Origin of the sequence: Varibaculum timonense (genome assembly GCF_027694345.1) — a bacterium.
GTDB lineage: Bacteria > Actinomycetota > Actinomycetes > Actinomycetales > Actinomycetaceae > Varibaculum > Varibaculum timonense_A.
The window spans coordinates 31805-46798 of record NZ_JAQEVU010000003.1; the positions used below are offsets into that span (position 1 = coordinate 31805).

12 protein-coding genes are annotated in these 14994 nt (G+C 49.5%); 6 read left to right on the forward strand and 6 right to left on the reverse strand.

The window, feature by feature from the left end; translation table 11 throughout:
* Positions 1–72: 72 nt before the first annotated feature.
* The 4 genes from PG728_RS02950 (at position 73) to PG728_RS02965 (ending at position 3634) form a co-directional block, all read left to right on the forward strand.
* On the forward strand, positions 73–501 hold the full coding sequence (locus PG728_RS02950; protein WP_270625725.1) for an FHA domain-containing protein: 429 nt from the start codon (positions 73–75) through the stop codon (positions 499–501).
* Positions 502–503: 2 nt separating this feature from the next.
* Positions 504–1271, forward strand: a complete 768-nt coding sequence (gene ftsR, locus PG728_RS02955; protein ID WP_270625727.1) for a transcriptional regulator FtsR — start codon at positions 504–506, stop codon at positions 1269–1271.
* A gap of 104 nt (positions 1272–1375) precedes the next feature.
* Entirely contained in the window at positions 1376–1927 is a 552-nt protein-coding gene (locus tag PG728_RS02960; RefSeq protein WP_072509667.1) for a MerR family transcriptional regulator, read from the forward strand.
* A gap of 156 nt (positions 1928–2083) precedes the next feature.
* Positions 2084–3634, forward strand: a complete 1551-nt coding sequence (locus PG728_RS02965; RefSeq protein WP_270625729.1) for an alanine/glycine:cation symporter family protein — start codon at positions 2084–2086, stop codon at positions 3632–3634.
* A 148-nt stretch (positions 3635–3782) separates the two neighbouring features.
* Here the strand turns inward: PG728_RS02965 and PG728_RS02970 are convergent, their stop codons facing one another.
* Entirely contained in the window at positions 3783–5777 is a 1995-nt protein-coding gene (locus PG728_RS02970; protein ID WP_270625731.1) for a solute carrier family 23 protein, read from the reverse strand.
* A 362-nt stretch (positions 5778–6139) separates the two neighbouring features.
* Between PG728_RS02970 and tkt the strand changes: the two genes are divergently transcribed.
* On the forward strand, positions 6140–8239 hold the full coding sequence (tkt, locus tag PG728_RS02975) for a transketolase (RefSeq protein WP_270625733.1): 2100 nt from the start codon (positions 6140–6142) through the stop codon (positions 8237–8239).
* 140 nt (positions 8240–8379) lie between these two features.
* On the opposite strand, the gene PG728_RS02980 is transcribed toward tkt, so the two are convergent.
* Positions 8380–8802 carry a hypothetical protein gene (locus PG728_RS02980; protein ID WP_072509663.1) on the reverse strand — a complete coding sequence of 141 codons (423 nt, stop codon included), beginning with the start codon at positions 8800–8802 and terminating at the stop codon, positions 8380–8382.
* A 231-nt stretch (positions 8803–9033) separates the two neighbouring features.
* Here PG728_RS02980 and PG728_RS02985 point away from each other — a divergent pair, with 231 nt between their 5' ends.
* Complete coding sequence (locus PG728_RS02985) at positions 9034–9396, forward strand: RNA polymerase-binding protein RbpA (RefSeq protein ID WP_072509662.1); 363 nt, start codon at positions 9034–9036, stop codon at positions 9394–9396.
* Positions 9397–9493: 97 nt separating this feature from the next.
* On the opposite strand, the gene PG728_RS02990 is transcribed toward PG728_RS02985, so the two are convergent.
* From PG728_RS02990 to PG728_RS03005, 4 genes are read right to left on the reverse strand one after another with little or no spacing between them, the layout of a single operon-like run.
* A complete protein-coding gene (locus PG728_RS02990) occupies positions 9494–10240 on the reverse strand; it encodes a polyprenol monophosphomannose synthase (protein WP_270625736.1) in 747 nt (248 codons plus the stop codon).
* On the reverse strand, positions 10237–11844 hold the full coding sequence (gene lnt, locus PG728_RS02995) for an apolipoprotein N-acyltransferase (RefSeq protein ID WP_270625740.1): 1608 nt from the start codon (positions 11842–11844) through the stop codon (positions 10237–10239). The genes PG728_RS02990 and lnt overlap by 4 nt, the downstream gene beginning before the upstream one ends.
* Positions 11829–14654 (reverse strand): DEAD/DEAH box helicase, encoded by a 2826-nt coding sequence (locus tag PG728_RS03000; protein WP_270625742.1) that lies wholly within the window; start codon positions 14652–14654, stop codon positions 11829–11831. Before PG728_RS03000 ends, lnt begins: the two co-directional genes overlap by 16 nt.
* Positions 14655–14981: a hypothetical protein gene (locus PG728_RS03005; protein WP_270625744.1), complete on the reverse strand. Its 327-nt coding sequence runs from the start codon at positions 14979–14981 to the stop codon at positions 14655–14657.
* Between the last annotated feature and the right edge of the window lie 13 nt (positions 14982–14994).

Below are 14994 nucleotides of genomic sequence, written 5' to 3' on the forward strand. Positions count from 1 at the left end.
GAAACTTTGCGCTAACATTGAAAGGTCTAAGTGGCAATCTGACCACCCGAACGATTCCAACAGGAGAACTCCATGAGCGAAAACAACTTGGCAGATCCCATAACCACCGCCGTTATCGGCGCCATCAGGGATGATGACCTGCCAGGTAACAGTTCTCTGTCGGAAGATGCCCGTAAAACCATTGCGGAGCTTCCTGAGGGGTCGTCCCTGCTGGTAGTAGTACGCGGGCCGAACCTAGGTGCGCGTTTCCTGCTTAACTCCGAGAAAATCTCGGTAGGACGCAAACCCAAGTGCGATATTTTCCTAGATGACGTGACCGTTTCGCGGAAACACGCCAACTTTGTGCGCGAAGGTAACGGTTATGCGGTACGGGATGCTGGTTCTTTGAACGGTACCTACGTAAACCGGGAGCGGGTTGAATCTGCGCAGCTAAAGACTGGCGATAGTGTACAGATAGGCAAGTACCGGATGGTTTACTATGCTTCACGGAGGGACTCCTAAAGTTGCAGTCCGCAGCGTCCCAGCGTCGCTTAGAGTCAGAGCCTACCGCCGGCACTTGGCCGGTCGGCGTATCCAATAAACCGGTATTTTCTATCGGTAAAGTGGTTGAGCAGGTAAAGGGTGAGTTTCCAACCGTTTCGGTATCGAAACTGCGGTTTTTAGAAGATCAGGGAATAGTGTCCCCAGCCCGAACCGCCAGCGGTTACCGAAAGTATTCTGCTGCCGATATCGAGAGAGTTCGTTACTGTCTGTCTCGTCAGCGTGATTCTTTCTTGCCGCTGCGTCTGATTCGGGAACAGCTTGCCCAACTGGATGCCGGGCGAACCTTAAATGAGGTGGAACCAGAACAAAAGGTTGCACGCCTGATTGCTTCCGAGGGTAAATTTGTTGCTGCTACCAGCACGGATGGAACTCTTTCCACCCGAGAACTTCTAGATTTGACCGGGATTTCTACTGCTGAGCTTGATAGTTTCGTACAGGCTGGTTTAGTAGCCCCCAATCTTTCGGGGCGTTTTTCTGCTCGCAGCCACCAGATTGTCAAACTTGCGAGTCTTTTAGTTGATGAGGGGATTCCTCCGCGCCAGTTGCGATTTTTGAAAACCACGGCTCTGCGTTTGCTTGATTTAGTAGAGAGGGCGTCCAGCCCGGTTGGCTATCGCGGGGGGACAGTGGCTAAGGCGCGACATTTAGCACAGACCCAAGAACTTTCTGAAGTGGCAGCTCAGCTATTTTTGCAGATGGTACGCCTTTCGGCAGAAAAACTGAACTAAACCTCAAGTAAAGCTTGAGACTTTCCGAAAAAGGTTCTTGACCGGTCAGGGGAAAGAAAATACCGTTAGTTACAGTAGTTAATCAATCGTCAGGGAGTTCCCCCATGGATAGGCATCCGCGCCCGCAGCGTTCACAAGGAATGCTATTTGGAGATACCTTAGCAGATCTCGATACCGAAACCGGTTACCGCGGGCCAATTGCCTGTAAAGCAGCGGGTATCACCTACCGGCAGCTTGACTACTGGGCACGGACAGGCTTGGTTGAACCCACAGTTCGCTCAGCAAAAGGCTCGGGTTCCCATCGCCTCTATTCTTTCCGCGATATTTTGGTGCTGAAAATCGTCAAACGGCTACTAGATACCGGGGTATCTTTGCAGCAAATCCGGATAGCGGTCGAAGCGCTTTCTAAACGAGGAGTGGAATCCCTCTCGGCAATTACCCTAATGTCTGATGGAGCTTCCGTTTACGAATGCACCTCCACTGACGAGGTAATTGACCTGGTACAAGGGGGGCAAGGGGTATTTGGAATCGCCGTAGGTCGTGTCTGGCGGGAAATCGAGGGAACCTTAGCAGCCTTGCCGGTAGAATCCATCAAGGATGAACTGATAGTTCCTGATGAACTCGCTGCTGCGCGGGCGCGGCGAAACGCCGGATAGTAAATCTACTACTCCTAGGAGCCATCTAAAGCTAATAAAGTATATGGATTTATTAGCTAAGGGGTTAGGCAAGTATATTTAAGGAAGTTTCGCTGTCTTAGGCGCTATTAGATATTTGCAGCTAGACCAGCATCCTAGATAAAGGAGTAGTACGCTATGCCGATTTTTACCTCTAAAGAGTCTCTAAGTACCTTTGAACAGGTAAATGAAACTATCTCTGCCGTTTTGGACACCATCTACGCAAACTCACTGGTATGGCTACTGATGGTCACCTTGCTGGGAGTGGGAATCTGGCTCACTATTTGCACTAGGGGTATGCAGCTGAGCATGTTTTCTCAGATGCTGAAAGTTGTTACTCGCTCTCGATCCGGTAGCGAGGGCGGGGTTTCCTCTTTCCAAGCGTTTGCGATTGGGCTAGCTGACCGGGTAGGTACCGGTTCTATTACCGGGGTAGCTCTCGCGGTGGTGGCGGGCGGTCCTGGCTCTGTTTTCTGGATGTGGGTGGTCGCGCTAGTCGGAATGGCTACTGCCTTTATAGAGGCTACTTTGGCGCAGATGTTTAAGGTACGCAATGGTGACGGCACTTTTAGGGGAGGACCGGCATTCTATATTCAGCGTGGTCTCGGCTCTCGTGCCTGGGGGATTGTATTCGCGGTACTGCTTATTTTTGCTTATGGTTTCAGTTTCGAAATGATTCAAGCGAATTCTATTTCTCAGCTTGCCAGCTCTGATTATCTAGGTTTTCCGGTGTGGGCAACTGCGTTAATTCTGGTGCTTTTAACTTTGCCCCTAGTGGTCGGTGGGGTACGGAAAATCGCTAGACTATCCGAATATCTCGCTCCTGCTATGGCGCTGCTATATGTAGGTATGGGGATTTTAGTTATTATCCTGAACTACGAGCGGATTCCCTTTGTCTTCCGAGAGATTTTCTTAGGAGCCTTTGGGCAAAGCAATACTTATCTTCCCCCGGCAGTAGCCGGAGCTGGGGGAGCGTTTATTGCCGCGATTACCACCGGAACTAAGCGGGGGTTATTCACTAATGAAGCCGGCATGGGTTCAGCTCCTAACGCCGCCGCGATTGCTACGGTGCGCCACCCCGCCACCCAAGGCATGATTCAAGCGCTGGGGGTATTCGTAGACACGATGTTGGTATGTACCTCTACTGCGTTCATTATTTTAATGTCGGCACCGTTTTGGGATAAACAAAGCCAGGATGATGGGGCAGTGCTGACGATGGAATCGATTATTACTTCTCTAGGCTCTAATAACACCACCCAAAACGTGGTGTTTGTGTTTGTAATGTTGATGATGGTTTGCTTTGGCTATTCCACCATTTTAGGTAACTATACCTACGCGGAAACCAACTATAAATTCATTGTTGGTGTGGAGCGTTCAGCTTTACCATTGAAACTGTTGGTGATTGCCTCTACCGCAATCGGAGCAGTCTTGCCCTTGAAATCGGTGTGGTCTATTGCCGATTGGGCGACTGCGCTAATGGCGGTGGTAAATCTGGTAGCCCTGCTATTCCTAGGTAAATGGGCAGTAGGAGCTTTGCGGGATTACCGTGCCCAAATGAAGAATCCAGATATTCCCGATCCGATATTTTGCTCAAAAGACAATACTTATCTGCCGGGGGAGCTTCCCACTGAGGTGTGGACCACTCCTGGCGGTTATGATGCGAAATGGGATAAATCGCCAAAATCTTAGTGTTTAGCTAGCTCACCGCCCTCGAATAGGGAAATAAAAAGGCAAGCAAAAAGAACAGTATTTACGCGATACGAAACCAAAACTTCCGGTAAATGTAAATGTTAAATCCTGGGGAAGCACTAGGCGCTTCCCCAGGATTTAACACCGGTTAATCAAGTTGCTCGAACTTACGGCTCCAGGCCGATCGAATCGGGTTCGCATCCGCCATCATAATCTCGAAACGATCATTGGCGATTTCCACCACCTGCCCTAAAGCAACCACCCGCTCTAAGCGCGGAGAGTTCTCTAGGCGGCGCAGCCCGTCCTTAATAATTTCCTCTACCGAGCCCATCCGAGAAAGTAACGCCACCAAAGGTAGATTGAATTTCTCGTGGTAGGAAGTCTCTAAAGTTTGCAACTGGCTGCGCTGGTGCTCAGAGAGCTCTCCCAGCGCTAGCGAGCCTACATCTTGAGAAATCTTCTTGGCATCATGATCGCTGACCGTAAGCATCATGGTGACATCGGGATAAGCTGAAATTAGCTGGTTTTGTAGCTCTTTGTCGGCTAGCAGCACCGCGTCTTGCAAGGCTTCTTTGAGCTCGCCCGTATCCCTAAAAGGACGCATTTGTGCTGCTGAAAGCAGCGGCCAGGTAACCCCATTAAACAGACCCGAGAAGGTCTTAACAAAATCTTGGTCGCTCATGGCATTAACTTCCTGTAGCGAACGCCGTTTACCACTAGCCCCCAGCGCCACGTCCTCGCCCTTAGATTGTGGCCCAACATGGAAGAATAACAAGTTCAATACAATCGCGGTGATTGAACCAACGGTTACTCCCGAGGCAAAGAAAATCTGCGCCCAAGCCGGGAAAGCCCCGGCAATCGCCGGTTTGAAAGACACCAACATGGCAAGACCGATAGAGGTAGTCAAAATAATGGCGTTGCGGGTATCGGATAGGTCTACCCTTGACAGGGTTTGAATTCCGACCAAAGCCAGGTTGGCAAATAGTGCCAAGGAAGCTCCACCCAGCACCGGAGAGGGGATAGAGGCAACGATTGCTCCCGCCTTCGGGATAATCCCTAGTACAATCATGATTACCCCGGCACATGCTACTACCCAGCGGGAATGAACCTTAGTTAAACGCACTAAACCAATGTTTTGAGCGAAACAGGTGTAGGGGAAGGAATTAAGAATTCCTCCCAAAGTGGTTGAAAGCCCATCGGCGCGCAGAGCAGCCGAAATCTCTTTTTTACCGATGCGTTTACCGACAATCTCCCCGGTAGCAAACACGTCCCCGGTGGTTTCCACCATGGTGAGCAGCATTACCACAATCATGGAGATACAGGCGGTTAAAGAAAACTTTGGCCAACCAAAATAGAATGGGGTAGTAACTGCTACCCAGGAAGAGTTCGAGACTTCGCTAAAAGAGGCATCTCCTAAGGCTACCGCCACCCCGGTACCGATTATCAGACCGGCAAGTACGGCCAGCGTCCCCATAAAACCTTTGAAGAAACGCTGAATTAGGACGATTATCGCTAAAGTACCTAAAGCGTAAGCCAGGTTGCGTAAGGAAACCGGCAGGGGAGGAACCTGTTCGTCGGCGTGTCCGATAACGTCAGCTGCTGATACTCCCAACAAGGTGGTACCCATAGTGGTAAGCACAATCCCGATTACTAAAGGTGGGAAAAATCTAATCAGCCTAGCGAAAATGGGGGCGGCGAAGAAAGTAAATAGACCAGCAACGATTACTGCGCCATAGATGGTTGGCAGCACCGCCACGCCGCCGCCTTGATTTACTGCCAGACCAATGGCAATCATAGGGGAGATTGCCATCGTAGTTACCCCTTGAATGATTGGCAGGCGCACACCAATTTTCCAAAAGCCGATTGACTGAATCAAGGTCGCGATGCCGCAAGTAAATAAATCAGCGTTAATCAGATGCACAGTAGTGGTGGGGTCTAATTTTAATCCGCCCGCAACCACCAAGGGAACTACCACCGCACCGGCGTAAAAAGCGAGTACATGCTGCACTGATAACAGCGCGGTTCGCGGCGGAGAAGGTATCTGGTTTACTGGGTGTTTTGCGCTAGTTCTTTGCTTATTTTTTAAGGTGGAATCTGCTTGGGAAGCATTAAGAGGTGGGTTGTGTGGATTGCCAGCTGCCATGGCAGTTTTTCTCCTTTAATACCGAGAAATGTTTCTGTTGTTATTCAAACTCTTAAGGGGTGGAAACTGCAAACTACGTAGTTATTTAGCATCACTATTTTGGGTTTTTACTGCTGGCGAGGGCGTAGAGGAGTGGCGCTTGGGTGGCGGGAAAAAGGGTAAGGCTGCCTTTATCGCTTTACTTGACATAATGTACATTATCGGATTGAGGTTTAGGGGGTGAGAACAAATGCGTCACCAATTTTACTTATCTGCACTTTTGCTACTGAAGGCTATTTAGAAGTATTTTCGTTTTACAAACTGTTACCATCAAAGACGGAGAAAAATCCACGCGCAATAATGTCGGAAGGGACAGACAACGAATGGCACTTCAGTGGAACAACCTGGATCAAAAAGCAGTCGATATGGCGAAAATATTGGCTGGTGACGCTGTAGAAAAAGCCGGTAGCGGACATCCGGGAACTCCGATTTCTTTAGCTGCTGCCGCCTATTTGCTCTATCAGCGCCATCTTCGTTTTGACCCGCAAGATTCACATTGGTTAGGGCGAGATCGCTTTGTGCTTTCCGCTGGTCACGCCTCACTTTTGCAATATATTCAGCTCTATTTGGCTGGTCAAAGCATGGAGCTAGAAGATTTGAAAAATTTCCGCACTTTCGGTTCCTACACCCCAGGTCACCCCGAGTATGGGCACACCAAAGGGGTGGAAATCACTACCGGACCACTAGGTTCTGGTTTTGCCGCAGGTGTCGGATTCGCTATGGCTTCAAGGCGTGCCCACGGAATGCTAGATTCGAAAACGCCTCTTGGCGAGAGTCCTTTTGACTATAATGTCTATGTTATTGCTGGTGATGGCTGTCTCCAGGAGGGTATTTCCGGGGAAGCCTCTTCCCTAGCTGGCGTACAGGATTTGGGTAACCTCATCGTCATCTGGGATGACAACCATATCTCCATTGAAGATGACACTAATGTTTCTTTCCAAGAGGACGTGCTAAAACGCTATGAGGCTTACGGGTGGCACACTCAGCGGGTCGATTGGTTAAACGCAGATGGCAGTTACCAAGAAGATGTTAATGCCCTAGATGAAGCGATTTGTGCGGCTAAAGCCGAGAAAACCAAGCCCTCTATTATTGCTTTACGAACCATAATCGGCTGGCCCTCCCCCTCTAAACAAAATACTGGAGTAATTCACGGAGCAAAGCTGGGGGCAGAAGAACTCAAGGGATTAAAAGAAGCCTTGGGCGCTGACCCCGAAAAGATGTTTGTCGTTGATGAGCAAGTCTTAAAACATACCCGCGAAAATGCTGCCTCACGCGCGAAAAACGCCCATCTAGATTGGGATAAACGCTTTGCAGAATGGAAACAAGCAAACCCGGATAAAAATCAGCTTTTAGAACGTATTTTAGCTGGAAAACTACCTGATGAAATTGAGGCAGTTCTCCCCCAATTCCCTGCCGGACAAGCTCTGGCCACGCGGGCGGCTTCCGGAAAAACTATCTCCGCCATCGGTTCTGTTATGCCCGAATATTGGGGCGGTTCAGCTGATTTAGCGGAATCAAATAACACGGTTATTGCCGGCTCAACCAGCTTTATCCCAGAATCTGCGCAAACTGGGAAATGGAAGGGTAATCCCTATGGTCGGATACTGCATTTTGGGGTGCGCGAACACGCGATGTCTGCGGTAATGAACGGGATAGCCGTTGATGGTTTAACCAGGGTTTTTGGAGGTACGTTCTTTGTATTCAGCGATTATATGCGCGGAGCGGTACGCCTTTCAGCCCTAATGAACATTCCGGTAACCTATGTGTGGAGTCATGACTCTATCGGGGTTGGCGAGGATGGGCCAACTCATCAACCAGTTGAACACTTAGCGTCCTATCGGGCTATTCCTAATCTGGCGATTGTTAGACCGATGGATGCTAACGAGACCGCAGCCGCGTGGCTTGCGATTTTGCGGCAAAGAGGACCGGTAGGGTTAATCCTTACCCGCCAGGTTGTTCCCACCTATGAACGCGAAGATATGGAGGGTGCGGGAAGCGATGCCTTGGCTAGCGCTGAAAACGTGGCAAAGGGGGCATATATTCTAGCTGATACCGATGGGCAGCCTGATGTTATCCTGATGGCTTCTGGTTCTGAAGTTCAACACGCTCTTACAGCCCGTAAAGAACTAGCTAAAGAAGATATAGCAGCTCGCGTAGTATCCGTTCCCTGTATGGAATGGTTTAAATCTCAGGATGCTTCCTATCGGGAACAGGTGTTACCGTCGGCAGTTAAAGCTCGAGTTTCGATTGAGGCAGGGATAGTAGATTCCTGGCGGAACTGGGTTGGCGATAATGGCGAAAGTATCGGGATAGACGGTTTTGGTCTGCCGGGCGCACCTGGTGAACTGTTTGAGCATTACGGTTTAGACAGTTCACAGGTGGTTGCGGCGGCTAAACGTTCCCTGGCGCGGGTACGGTCCTAAACATTTCCGAAAGAAGCTTTTGTAGACAAGCAGAACCTTAAAATATCCACCGATTTTTCGATGCCTCTATCTTCGGTTTCCTGTCTCGCTATGGGAAACAAATGGTTGCAACGAAGATGGTGACTAATTAAGTCTGTTTTTCAGCTATGCGAACACGCGCAATCTGAAACATAATTCTTGAGATTTCTTCTAGTATTCAAAAGGAAATGAACAGGGGTACCCAATGACCAAATTGTGCAGGTAGTCAGAGTGAAGAAAGCTAAATCGCCGTTAAAAGGTATTCCTAAAAGCAAATCTTTAGTTAAATCGGCGATGGCAATACCGGTGAAAATTTCAATAAATATAATGGAAATGAATTTGATAATAAAACCTGCAAAAGTTTCTCTAATTAAAGCAAAACATAAATAATAAATAGCGCCCCAAAATATTGTTATTAAAAACCAAAATATAGTGTTTGTATGCATTCCTATTAAATCGGGAAGATGGTAACGTAATCCGAAAAATACTCCCAGTATTACAATAATTCCAGAAACGAGCCAACCGATATTTATTTTTGCGTTCATGAGTACATCCTTGCTACATTCCTTATAGGATGTCTGCTATTTAGATATGGGAAACAGGTGACACGATAATTCTAGCAATAGCAAGTTAGCTGGTCTAGCATTTTAAGAAATATGTAGCTAAGATATTTTCTTTTCCGGCGTAACGGTGTCGAACTCTATTAGCTCTCCTGTTAGAATAGGGCAGGTATATCGGCTAGCACTTTGGCTGAGCAGCAAGGAGAATTATTTACTATGGCAGAGCGGGCACTACGCGGCACAAGTATCGGTTCAAAAAGCCTAGAGACAGAGGACGGCGTAGTATTCGCCCAAAGACGCGAAAGCCTCTATATATGCCCTAAGGGACACCGCTACCACATGACTTTTGCTGCCGAGGTAGCAGCTCCTGCCCAGTGGGAATGCAAATGCGGAGAAATGGGTGAGCTTCAATATGAAGAACCCGCCGAAGAAGAAGATTCTAAACCGCTGCGTCCCCAACGTACCCACTGGGATATGCTCATGGAGCGTCGCAGTGAAGAAGAGCTAGAAATACTATTAAAAGAACAACTCGAAGTACTTCATTCCGGAGCACTAATGGACGGGGTACATTACCGCTAGTCTTTGGGTATTAACCCTACCCTTTAGCGCCAACCATTTTGACTTATCGCGCACAAAACAAAGCAAAATAGCGGAGGAGCTCTCCCGTCTTATGGCTCTAGGCTTCGCTTTGCGCTCGTCCTAAGGCACTTAAACGGTCGTTGATTCCCCAACGGGTAACTTTAGTGAGCGCTTCTAGAATAATTGCGCTAGACATTTTCGACGATCCGGCCGCGCGTTCTTGAAAAGTAATCGGCACCTCGACAATATCTCCCCCACAGCGTACCGCCCGGCGGGTCATATCAATCTGAAAACAGTAACCACGAGAATCCAAATCCTCTAAACCCAAACCGGACAAAAAATCTAGACGATAAACCCGAAAACCAGCGGTAGCATCCCCGATGCCCAGATTTAACCAAGCCGCGATATAGGCATTGCCCGCTCTGGATAGGGCTTCGCGCATACGCGACCAGCCCTCAAGTCGTCCTCCCCGAATCCAGCGTGAACCAATCACCAAATCTGGCTTGCTCGGCCAAAACCGGCGGGCAAGCAACTTGTGTAAATCCCGCACCCGATGAGAACCATCTGCATCCATTTGCACTACCCAGGTATAGCCCGCTTGCTGCGCCCAGGAAAAAGCAGCCAAATATGCCCGGCCTAGACCAGCTTTTTCCGGTCGGTGCAAAACTCGCACTCCCCTGTCTTTAGCGGCAATTTCATCAGCAATCTGACCGGTACCATCCGGGGAATTATCGTCAATAATTAGTAAATCTACCTGGGGTACATTACGGCGTAACTTCTGTATCTGTTTAGCTAAGGTTGCGGCCTCGTTATAAGTGGGAATCGCGATTACTGTATCCTTCATTTCTTGCCTTTCCCTTTTGGACTTTTCTGTAAGCGTCCTCTGCGCCCTTTACCTGAATCTTTCGTATCATGAGCGCAACTATTTGCAGAAACAGATCGATAGCGGCCTCGCCAAAAGCGCAGCCCAAACCCGAAACTGAGCACGAGCACAGCTCCTAAAAACCCCCAACGAAGCAAAGCATCTTGGAGCGCGCCAAAACGAGCCTGAAAAGTAAGCGTATCGCGCAGAGGCAGGGCGGCGTGCAAAGTATCGGAACGAAAAAGCCCTGACTGAGCCAAAACTTTTCCCTCCGGGTTAATCAAAGCACTCACTCCCCCAATCGCAACCTGGGCTACGGAGCGATTATATTCGAGGGCGCGAAAGCGAGCTATTTGTAGCTGCTGGCGAGACTGGTAAGAATAACCAAAGGAAGAATTATTAGTAGGGAAAAATAAAACATTAGCGCCCGAGTTCACCGTCTGGCGTACCAGAGAATCTAACGCCACCTCAAAACAGATGTTCGTCCCCAAACGCGCCTTACCCACCTTGGCTATTCCCACTCGGTTACCCGCCACCATATCGCGTGGCAACATTTTTACTTGCTCGGGAAAGAGTTTAGAAACCAGGGTTCTGCCGGGAAGGAACTCGCCAAAAGGAACCGGTTTACGTTTGGTATAGACCTGTTTAATTTCGCCGTTATTAACCTGTAACACCTGGTTAGAGGTGGTTTTTTCGGAATAAGAGAGCATACCGAAAACAATTGGGGCTTTTAAGGATTGTTGCACTAGGTGAAGATCATATGCCCAAGCGGAATCTTTACCCAAATCAACATCTGCTGCCTGCTCTCCCCATAAAATCACCTCAGTAGGTTGCAGTTTCGCCTGGCGAGCTTGCCTAATATGCCCAGATAAAATAGTTCCCGGGTGGGCATAAACCTGTTCAATCGGCCAAGAAACTCCCCCCTGCATGGCGGCAACCCTAATCTGAGCAGTGTCCCGGCTGTCCCCTAAGGCTGTAAGACCCATTCCAGATGCGATTATCACCGCCAAGGCCAAAGCAAGGGCCACCAGATTAGGCATAGTCACATTCCAAGTCACGCTAACTAGAGCGGCTAGAATAAAAACCATTAAGAAAGCCATACCGCTTTCCCCTAGCAGAGGAATCCAGCCTTTAAGGGGACTGTCTACCTGCGAAAACCCCAGTAATCCCCAAGGCATTCCCGTCCAGGGAAAACTCGCCCTCCAAGCCTCAAGACCGGCATAGGAAAAAGCCGCCCACAACGACCATAAGGGGCTAGACAAATGCCGGAGTGCCAGGGTCAAAGCCGCCCAGGTCGTTAAGAATAAAGACTCACAAAAGGTCAGTGCAATCCAAGGGGTATTAAACCCAAGTGAAGTTGATACCCAACGAAAAAGCAGCAAAAAGAATAAGAAAGCCACAAGCCCCGAAATCGCTAGTGCGTACTTTTTGTCTGCCCGGCGCAACACCAATAGCCACGCTCCCATAGCTAGCCAGGGCGCAAACCAATGACTTCCCCAAGACGAAGGAAATGCCAATAGTAAAGCGGCAGCAATAGCGACGGAAGCAAAAAAAGTCCAAAAACCGCGAACTAGAAATCGGACCACGCCACCACCCCTCGCAAAATCAGCTTTTGGGCTTTACGGGCGCTAGCAGAGGTTTCCACACTTCCAATCGTCTCTAATTGTCGAAGCACATCCAATAACTGTTTCATCGCCCGCACAAAATCACCAGCTTCCAAGCCGCCCGCTTCGATTGCCACTGCGAGCGGCTTACCCTTAGCCCAGGCATAGGTGGCAGCCACCAGTGCGCACGAAGATTGCGGAATCTTAGGCGCCCCCAACTCGCTTTGAATAGCTCGCAGATTCTCGGCCAAGGCTTCAATCCGATTAACCACCGGTTTAAGCAAGGACGGAACCGGAGCCCCGGACACCTCCCGCCGCGCCTCATAACTAGCAGCGCTGCAAGCGGCTGCCAGACGCGCCGGAGACAATCCCGCAAACACGTCTTGAAGCACGCATTGAGCAATCAATAAATCATATTCACTATAGATACGAGCAAGAACCTGCCCAGCTTCGCTAACCTTTCCATCAGCCGATAAATAATCCAAACGCTTCAAGACCGCCACAACCCGGTCAAAAGTATTCACCAGTTTCCCTTCGGAAATCTCAACCTGACGTCTGAGCTTAACGGCCTGCCGCTCGAGGCGAACCCACCGGGAAGCCTTCTTCAAATGCTCGCGCACCTTTGGGCAGTGAGCAACCGGGTGAGAAACCACCATCTCCTCTAAACGCTGTTCACTCAGATTACTAAGCTCGGTATCGATTATTTTCCCCTGAGTACCGGTGTTAGCCCCCAACTTATCCACCTGAGAAGAAGATGAAACTGCCGAGGAGCCAGCTAAGGCTGGAAGCGATGGTAAAGAAGCGGAAGAAGTAGGCGGATCTGGAAACAAATTATCGCGCACCGCTAAACGCAGCTTCGATGCTAAGCGTTGCCGATCACGAGGTTTACGCTCCGAATAATCCTCGACCAGCATTTGCCCCACTAACGCCAAATCACCCGCCAGATAGTTACTAGAAAAATCTCTAAGCTTCGCGTTATCTTCAAGCACCCGCAAACTAATCTCCCCGCTGCGGGTAAACGATTTCTTCATCACTACCCCGTGGCGAGTTCTTTGACCATTGGGATAGACCAGAACATCTCCGCGTTTTAGACAGCGAAATAACTCATTGCGCTGCCTCAGCTGCTCGCGGGCAAGAGCTCTAGCCCGGTCAGCGTCCCGGGATTGCAATTCGGAATGTAGCCTGACGTATTCGTAAATATCTCCCTGGGAACACTCTAAAGTTCCCGAAGCAATAATTTTATCGGCTTCCTTTTGTTTTTCCTTAGCCTGCTGCGCTTTACCCACCAGGGAGCGGTCTGCTTGGAACTGTGCAAAAGAGCGCCGCAAAATATCGCGAGTTTCGCTTATCGAACCGCGACTTAGCAGATTAACCGCCATATTATAGGTGGGAGTAAAAGCCGACTTCAAGGGATAGGTACGTCTGGAAGCCAGACCAGCCACGATAGCCGGATCTATACCGGGACGATAAATAACAATCCCATGCCCCAAGGTGTCAATGCCGCGCCTACCTGCCCTTCCGGTTAGCTGAGTGTATTGCCCCGCTGTGAGCATTTGGAACTCATGCCCATCCCATTTGCGTAGCGATTCAATCGTCACCGAACGCGCTGGCATATTGATTCCTAGGGCGAGGGTCTCGGTTGCTAGCACCACTTTTAGCAGACCCGCTGCGAACATTTTCTCTACGGCCTCTTTAAGTACGGGTAGCAACCCGGCATGATGAACGGCAATTCCGCGTCTGAGACCAGCAAAAAGAGGGTCTAAACCTAAAGCAAAAAAATCATGCCCCGGAATATTTTCCGCAATATCGTCCAGATAGCTTTGGATTTGTTGCTTTTCCTGGGGATTAGTTAAATCCATTCCTGCTGCTATCAGCTGTTTTTGTCCCTGATCGCAACGAGAACGCGAAAAAATAAACACGATTGCCGGTAAGAGATTACTTTCCTGGAGCTGCGCTACTGCTGCCGGTAAACTGGTGTGACTTCCTGCCCTGCTCTCCCCTAGGCTCTGGCGGGTCTGGGCAAGCAATGCCGGGTTTAGCCGGCTTTTACCGCCTTTAGTTTTAGTTTCGAGGTCGAATAGACGTCCTCCCACAAACATATGTTGATAAAGTGGCACGGGACGTTTTTCGGAAACCACAATCTCAAGGTTCCCGCGTACTTCCCGTAACCACTGCCCGAATTCTTCCGCATTAGACACTGTGGCAGATAGGGCAATCACTTTGACCTGGCTGTCAAGATGTAAAATAACTTCTTCCCATACCGGACCGCGATAACGGTCAGCTAAGTAATGAACTTCGTCAAGAATAACGAAACCTAAATCCTCTAGGCGTTTATCTTGACGGTAAAGCATATTACGCAGCACTTCGGTAGTCATTACCACGATGGGAGCCGCGGGATTTACCGAAACATCTCCAGTCAGCAGCCCCACGTTTTCACTACCGTAGCTGGCAGAAAAATCCCGGAATTTTTGATTAGATAGCGCCTTGATTGGAGTGGTATAGAAGGCTCTCAGCCCCCTTTTTAACGCTAAAAATAGGGCGAAATCCCCTACCAGGGTTTTTCCTGATCCGGTGGGGGCGGCAACTAACACTGATTTGCCTGCCTGTAGAGCATCAATAGCGCGCAGCTGAAAATCATCTATAGGATAGTCGAAGCGACTAGCAAAGTCATTGACTTCCCCTCTTATTTGGTTGCGTTTGAAACTAGCTAGCTTTTGAGCCGGTGAAAGCTGCTCCCAATCTTGGGTCGGTAAGGAGGAAGAATGATTTTTACGCCTACGCTTGCGGGGCATCTATATCAGCCCCAGTTTCTCCCAGCGCTCCTTAGCGGCATCTAGGCGCCGGTAACGCCGAACCTGGCGGCTAAGTGCTACCTGCTGGCGAACTTGATGGGCTTGAGCTAAGGTGGCGGGGTCGCCGCTAGCTCCGGGGGCGCGTAGCGGGGTAAGCGGAGCTGCCTCCTGTAAATCATTTAGGGGATCAGATAGCCTTGATGCCTGTTCTCCAAATACCCGGAAAGTTGTATTGACCTTGCGGAACAGCCAGATAAACATGACGATTGGGCAGATTATCGCTGCCAGAATTCCGAGCGTCCACAACGCAAATAGTAACCAATACACATATATAAGCCTA

What these genes read in the sequence shown, in the direction of transcription:
- PG728_RS02980 (WP_072509663.1), bottom strand. Translation starts at nt 8,802, where the DNA reads ATGAACGCAAAAATAAATATCGGTTGGCTCGTTTCTGGAATTATTGTA.
- tkt (WP_270625733.1), top strand. Translation starts at nt 6,140, where the DNA reads ATGGCACTTCAGTGGAACAACCTGGATCAAAAAGCAGTCGATATGGCG.
- PG728_RS02985 (WP_072509662.1), top strand. Translation starts at nt 9,034, where the DNA reads ATGGCAGAGCGGGCACTACGCGGCACAAGTATCGGTTCAAAAAGCCTA.
- PG728_RS02970 (WP_270625731.1), bottom strand. Translation starts at nt 5,777, where the DNA reads ATGGCAGCTGGCAATCCACACAACCCACCTCTTAATGCTTCCCAAGCA.
- PG728_RS02965 (WP_270625729.1), top strand. Translation starts at nt 2,084, where the DNA reads ATGCCGATTTTTACCTCTAAAGAGTCTCTAAGTACCTTTGAACAGGTA.
- PG728_RS02960 (WP_072509667.1), top strand. Translation starts at nt 1,376, where the DNA reads ATGGATAGGCATCCGCGCCCGCAGCGTTCACAAGGAATGCTATTTGGA.
- PG728_RS02950 (WP_270625725.1), top strand. Translation starts at nt 73, where the DNA reads ATGAGCGAAAACAACTTGGCAGATCCCATAACCACCGCCGTTATCGGC.
- PG728_RS02990 (WP_270625736.1), bottom strand. Translation starts at nt 10,240, where the DNA reads ATGAAGGATACAGTAATCGCGATTCCCACTTATAACGAGGCCGCAACC.
- PG728_RS03000 (WP_270625742.1), bottom strand. Translation starts at nt 14,654, where the DNA reads ATGCCCCGCAAGCGTAGGCGTAAAAATCATTCTTCCTCCTTACCGACC.